The sequence below is a fragment of the Xanthomonas cissicola genome (assembly GCF_008801575.1).
In the GTDB taxonomy this organism is placed as follows: domain Bacteria; phylum Pseudomonadota; class Gammaproteobacteria; order Xanthomonadales; family Xanthomonadaceae; genus Xanthomonas; species Xanthomonas cissicola.
The window spans coordinates 1-5,666 of the sequence record NZ_VZPL01000123.1 but is presented as its reverse complement, the minus strand read 5'-3'; the positions used below and the strand labels follow the sequence as shown (position 1 = coordinate 5,666).

Sequence of the window (5,666 nt, the reverse complement as noted above, 5' to 3'; positions counted from 1 at the left end):
AAGGTGTTGACGAAACGAAAAAGCCGGCTATGATGGGCGGCTCGCTACACGGAAAGACGCTACGGCGGATGGAGGTGCAGCGGCGGCAACGTCCTCTTCACGAGGGGTTGACGAGGATGAAAAGCCTGCTAATATGGCCGGCTCGCTTCGCAGAAAACCTTCGGGTTCAAACGAAGCAGCGTCAACCACCTCGAAATGAGGTGTTGACGGCAAGAAAAAGTCCGCTATAATATGAGCGGCTCGCTTCGACGAAAACGACGAAGCTGACGGGAACGGCGCTGAGGCCACTTCCCAATGTTCTTTGACAGTGTGCGCAGGTAATTTGTGCGGACGCCTGCAGGAAGGATGATTGTCCATCTTGCAGACGTTTAATCAAGCAACATATTAATTGCTTTGCAAGCGATAAGTTGCCAGTGGTTGGACTTCTGCAGCTAAAGTATTTGCCTTCGGGCATGTAATTTTAAGTGAAGAGTTTGATCCTGGCTCAGAGTGAACGCTGGCGGCAGGCCTAACACATGCAAGTCGAACGGCAGCACAGTAAGAGCTTGCTCTTATGGGTGGCGAGTGGCGGACGGGTGAGGAATACATCGGAATCTACTCTTTCGTGGGGGATAACGTAGGGAAACTTACGCTAATACCGCATACGACCTACGGGTGAAAGCGGAGGACCTTCGGGCTTCGCGCGGTTGAATGAGCCGATGTCGGATTAGCTAGTTGGCGGGGTAAAGGCCCACCAAGGCGACGATCCGTAGCTGGTCTGAGAGGATGATCAGCCACACTGGAACTGAGACACGGTCCAGACTCCTACGGGAGGCAGCAGTGGGGAATATTGGACAATGGGCGCAAGCCTGATCCAGCCATGCCGCGTGGGTGAAGAAGGCCTTCGGGTTGTAAAGCCCTTTTGTTGGGAAAGAAAAGCAGTCGGTTAATACCCGATTGTTCTGACGGTACCCAAAGAATAAGCACCGGCTAACTTCGTGCCAGCAGCCGCGGTAATACGAAGGGTGCAAGCGTTACTCGGAATTACTGGGCGTAAAGCGTGCGTAGGTGGTGGTTTAAGTCTGTTGTGAAAGCCCTGGGCTCAACCTGGGAATTGCAGTGGATACTGGGTCACTAGAGTGTGGTAGAGGGTAGCGGAATTCCCGGTGTAGCAGTGAAATGCGTAGAGATCGGGAGGAACATCCGTGGCGAAGGCGGCTACCTGGACCAACACTGACACTGAGGCACGAAAGCGTGGGGAGCAAACAGGATTAGATACCCTGGTAGTCCACGCCCTAAACGATGCGAACTGGATGTTGGGTGCAATTTGGCACGCAGTATCGAAGCTAACGCGTTAAGTTCGCCGCCTGGGGAGTACGGTCGCAAGACTGAAACTCAAAGGAATTGACGGGGGCCCGCACAAGCGGTGGAGTATGTGGTTTAATTCGATGCAACGCGAAGAACCTTACCTGGTCTTGACATCCACGGAACTTTCCAGAGATGGATTGGTGCCTTCGGGAACCGTGAGACAGGTGCTGCATGGCTGTCGTCAGCTCGTGTCGTGAGATGTTGGGTTAAGTCCCGCAACGAGCGCAACCCTTGTCCTTAGTTGCCAGCACGTAATGGTGGGAACTCTAAGGAGACCGCCGGTGACAAACCGGAGGAAGGTGGGGATGACGTCAAGTCATCATGGCCCTTACGACCAGGGCTACACACGTACTACAATGGTAGGGACAGAGGGCTGCAAACCCGCGAGGGCAAGCCAATCCCAGAAACCCTATCTCAGTCCGGATTGGAGTCTGCAACTCGACTCCATGAAGTCGGAATCGCTAGTAATCGCAGATCAGCATTGCTGCGGTGAATACGTTCCCGGGCCTTGTACACACCGCCCGTCACACCATGGGAGTTTGTTGCACCAGAAGCAGGTAGCTTAACCTTCGGGAGGGCGCTTGCCACGGTGTGGCCGATGACTGGGGTGAAGTCGTAACAAGGTAGCCGTATCGGAAGGTGCGGCTGGATCACCTCCTTTTGAGCATGACGTCATCGTCCTGTCGGGCGTCCTCACAAATTACCTGCATTCAGAGATGCGTATCGGCACAGGCCGGTATGCGAAAGTCCCATCATGGGGCCTTAGCTCAGCTGGGAGAGCACCTGCTTTGCAAGCAGGGGGTCGTCGGTTCGATCCCGACAGGCTCCACCATTTGAGTGAAACGACTTTGGGTCTGTAGCTCAGGTGGTTAGAGCGCACCCCTGATAAGGGTGAGGTCGGTGGTTCGAGTCCTCCCAGACCCACCACTCTGAATGTAGTGCACACTTAAGAATTTATATGGATCAGCGTTGAGGCTGAGACATGTTCTTTTATAACTTGTGACGTAGCGAGCGTTTGAGATATCTATCTAAACGTGTCGTTGAGGCTAAGGCGGGGACTTCGAGTCCCTAAATAATTGAGTCGTATGTTCGTTGGTGGCTTTGTACCCCACACAACACGGCAGATAGCTCCGAGGCAACTTGGGGTTATATGGTCAAGCGAATAAGCGCACACGGTGGATGCCTAGGCGGTCAGAGGCGATGAAGGACGTGGTAGCCTGCGAAAAGTGTCGGGGAGCTGGCAACAAGCTTTGATCCGGCAATATCCGAATGGGGAAACCCACTGCTTTGGCAGTATCCTGCAGTGAATTCATAGCTGCTGGAAGCGAACCCGGTGAACTGAAATATCTAAGTAACCGGAGGAAAAGAAATCAACCGAGATTCCCTAAGTAGTGACGAGCGAACGGGGAGCAGCCCTTAAGCTGGAATGGCTTTAGAAAAACAATCTGGAAAGATTGGCCATAGAAGGTGATAGCCCTGTATTTAAAAGGGCCACTCCAGTGAAGACGAGTAGGGCGGGGCACGTGAAACCCTGTCTGAATATGGGGGGACCATCCTCCAAGGCTAAATACTCCTGACCGACCGATAGTGAACCAGTACCGTGAGGGAAAGGCGAAAAGAACCCCGGAGAGGGGAGTGAAATAGATCCTGAAACCGTGTGCGTACAAGCAGTAGGAGCTCGCAAGAGTGACTGCGTACCTTTTGTATAATGGGTCAGCGACTTACTGTTCGTGGCAAGCTTAACCGTATAGGGGAGGCGAAGGGAAACCGAGTCTGATAAGGGCGCATAGTCGTGGGCAGTAGACCCGAAACCGGGTGATCTAGTCATGGCCAGGGTGAAGGTGCCGTAACAGGTACTGGAGGCCCGAACCCACGTCTGTTGCAAAAGACGGGGATGAGCTGTGATTAGGAGTGAAAAGCTAATCGAACCCGGAGATAGCTGGTTCTCCTCGAAAGCTATTTAGGTAGCGCCTCATATGTATCCTCTCGGGGGTAGAGCACTGTTATGGCTAGGGGGTCATCGCGACTTACCAAACCATTGCAAACTCCGAATACCGAGACGGACTGTATGGGAGACACACGGCGGGTGCTAACGTCCGTCGTGAAAAGGGAAACAACCCAGACCCACAGCTAAGGTCCCAAATTCACTGCTAAGTGGAAAACGATGTGGAAAGGCATAGACAGCCAGGAGGTTGGCTTAGAAGCAGCCACCCTTTAAAGAAAGCGTAATAGCTCACTGGTCGAGTCGGTCTGCGCGGAAGATTTAACGGGGCTAAGCAGTGAACCGAAGCTTGGGGTGCATAAAACGTGTTTTATGCGCGGTAGAGGAGCGTTCCGTAAGCCTGCGAAGGTGGATTGAGAAGTCTGCTGGAGGTATCGGAAGTGCGAATGCTGACATGAGTAACGATAATGCGGGTGAAAAGCCCGCACGCCGAAAGCCCAAGGTTTCCTTGCGCAACGTTAATCGACGCAGGGTTAGTCGGTCCCTAAGGCGAGGGCGAAAGCCGTAGTCGATGGGAAGCAGGTTAATATTCCTGCACCTCGCGTGAGTGCGATGGAGGGACGGAGAAGGTTAGGTGTACCGGGCGTTGGTTGTCCCGGGGAAAGGCGGTAGGTTTGGATCTTTGGCAAATCCGGGATCCTTTAAGACCGAGCACCGAGACGAGCCTTTTTGGCGAAGTCACTGATACCACGCTTCCAGGAAAAGCTCCTAAGCTTCAGCTCACGAAGACCGTACCGTAAACCGACACAGGTGGGTAGGATGAGAATTCTCAGGCGCTTGAGAGAACTCGGGTGAAGGAACTAGGCAACATGGCACCGTAACTTCGGGAGAAGGTGCACCCTTTTTGGTGGCTCATGCGAGCTATAGCTGAAGAGGGTCGCAGAAACCAGGCCGCTGCGACTGTTTATCAAAAACACAGCACTCTGCAAACACGAAAGTGGACGTATAGGGTGTGACGCCTGCCCGGTGCTGGAAGGTTAATTGATGGGGTCAGCCGCAAGGCGAAGCTCTTGATCGAAGCCCCAGTAAACGGCGGCCGTAACTATAACGGTCCTAAGGTAGCGAAATTCCTTGTCGGGTAAGTTCCGACCTGCACGAATGGCGTAACGACAGCGGCGCTGTCTCCACCCGAGACTCAGTGAAATTGAAATCGCTGTGAAGATGCAGCGTTCCCGTGGCAAGACGGAAAGACCCCGTGAACCTTTACTATAGCTTTACACTGAACGTTGAGTTCGTCTGTGTAGGATAGGTGGGAGGCTATGAAACTGTGGCGCTAGCTGCAGTGGAGCCATCCTTGAAATACCACCCTGTCGTGCTTGACGTTCTAACCTAGGTCCGTTATCCGGATCAGGGACCGTGTATGGTGGGTAGTTTGACTGGGGCGGTCTCCTCCTAAAGAGTAACGGAGGAGCACGAAGGTACGCTCAGCGCGGTCGGACATCGCGCACTGTGTGCAAAGGCATAAGCGTGCTTGACTGCAAGATCGACGGATCAAGCAGGTACGAAAGTAGGTCTTAGTGATCCGGTGGTTCTGTATGGAAGGGCCATCGCTCAACGGATAAAAGGTACTCCGGGGATAACAGGCTGATACCGCCCAAGAGTTCATATCGACGGCGGTGTTTGGCACCTCGATGTCGGCTCATCACATCCTGGGGCTGTAGTCGGTCCCAAGGGTATGGCTGTTCGCCATTTAAAGTGGTACGCGAGCTGGGTTCAGAACGTCGTGAGACAGTTCGGTCCCTATCTGCCATGGGCGTTGGAAGTTTGAGAGGGGCTGCTCCTAGTACGAGAGGACCGGAGTGGACGAACCTCTGGTGTTCCGGTTGTCACGCCAGTGGCATTGCCGGGTAGCTATGTTCGGAAGCGATAACCGCTGAAAGCATCTAAGCGGGAAGCGCGCCTCAAGATGAGACTTCCCGGGGCACAAGCCCCCTAAAGGAACCATGTAGACTACGTGGTTGATAGGTCAGGTGTGTAAGTACAGCAATGTATTGAGCTAACTGATACTAATGATCCGTGCGGCTTGACCATATAACCTCAAGTTGCCTTGGTCCCAACGAACGTTGGTAGATCACCAAACGCAAGCTACGTCACAAGTTACCTCTGCGAGACGCGCGCCTCATCCGATCTTTGGATGGCGACGCTCCAACCGTCTCCCTGGTGAAATTAGCGCTGTGGAACCACCCGATCCCATCCCGAACTCGGAAGTGAAACGCAGCTGCGCCGATGGTAGTGTGGCTCAAGCCATGCGAGAGTAGGTCATCGCCAGGGGCTTTACCCCGAATCCCTCAGTCCAATGGACTGAGGGTTTCTTTTT

2 tRNA genes and 3 rRNA genes are annotated in these 5,666 nt (G+C 53.6%); all 5 read left to right on the top strand.

Annotated elements, in window-relative coordinates:
* The first annotated feature begins 461 nt into the window (after window positions 1-461).
* The 5 genes from F7R02_RS23820 to rrf all read left to right on the top strand — a co-directional run bounded on the left by F7R02_RS23820 (window position 462) and on the right by rrf (window position 5,620).
* Window positions 462-2,008, top strand: a 16S ribosomal RNA gene (locus tag F7R02_RS23820).
* A 95-nt stretch (window positions 2,009-2,103) separates the two neighbouring features.
* A tRNA-Ala gene (locus F7R02_RS23815) sits at window positions 2,104-2,179 on the top strand.
* Between the two features lie 18 nt (window positions 2,180-2,197).
* Window positions 2,198-2,274, top strand: a tRNA-Ile gene (locus tag F7R02_RS23810).
* 225 nt (window positions 2,275-2,499) lie between these two features.
* A 23S ribosomal RNA gene (locus F7R02_RS23805) occupies window positions 2,500-5,380 on the top strand.
* 125 nt (window positions 5,381-5,505) lie between these two features.
* A 5S ribosomal RNA gene (rrf, locus tag F7R02_RS23800) occupies window positions 5,506-5,620 on the top strand.
* The 16S, 23S and 5S rRNA genes sit together here with 2 tRNA genes alongside, the layout of an rRNA operon.
* Window positions 5,621-5,666: the final 46 nt, after the last annotated feature.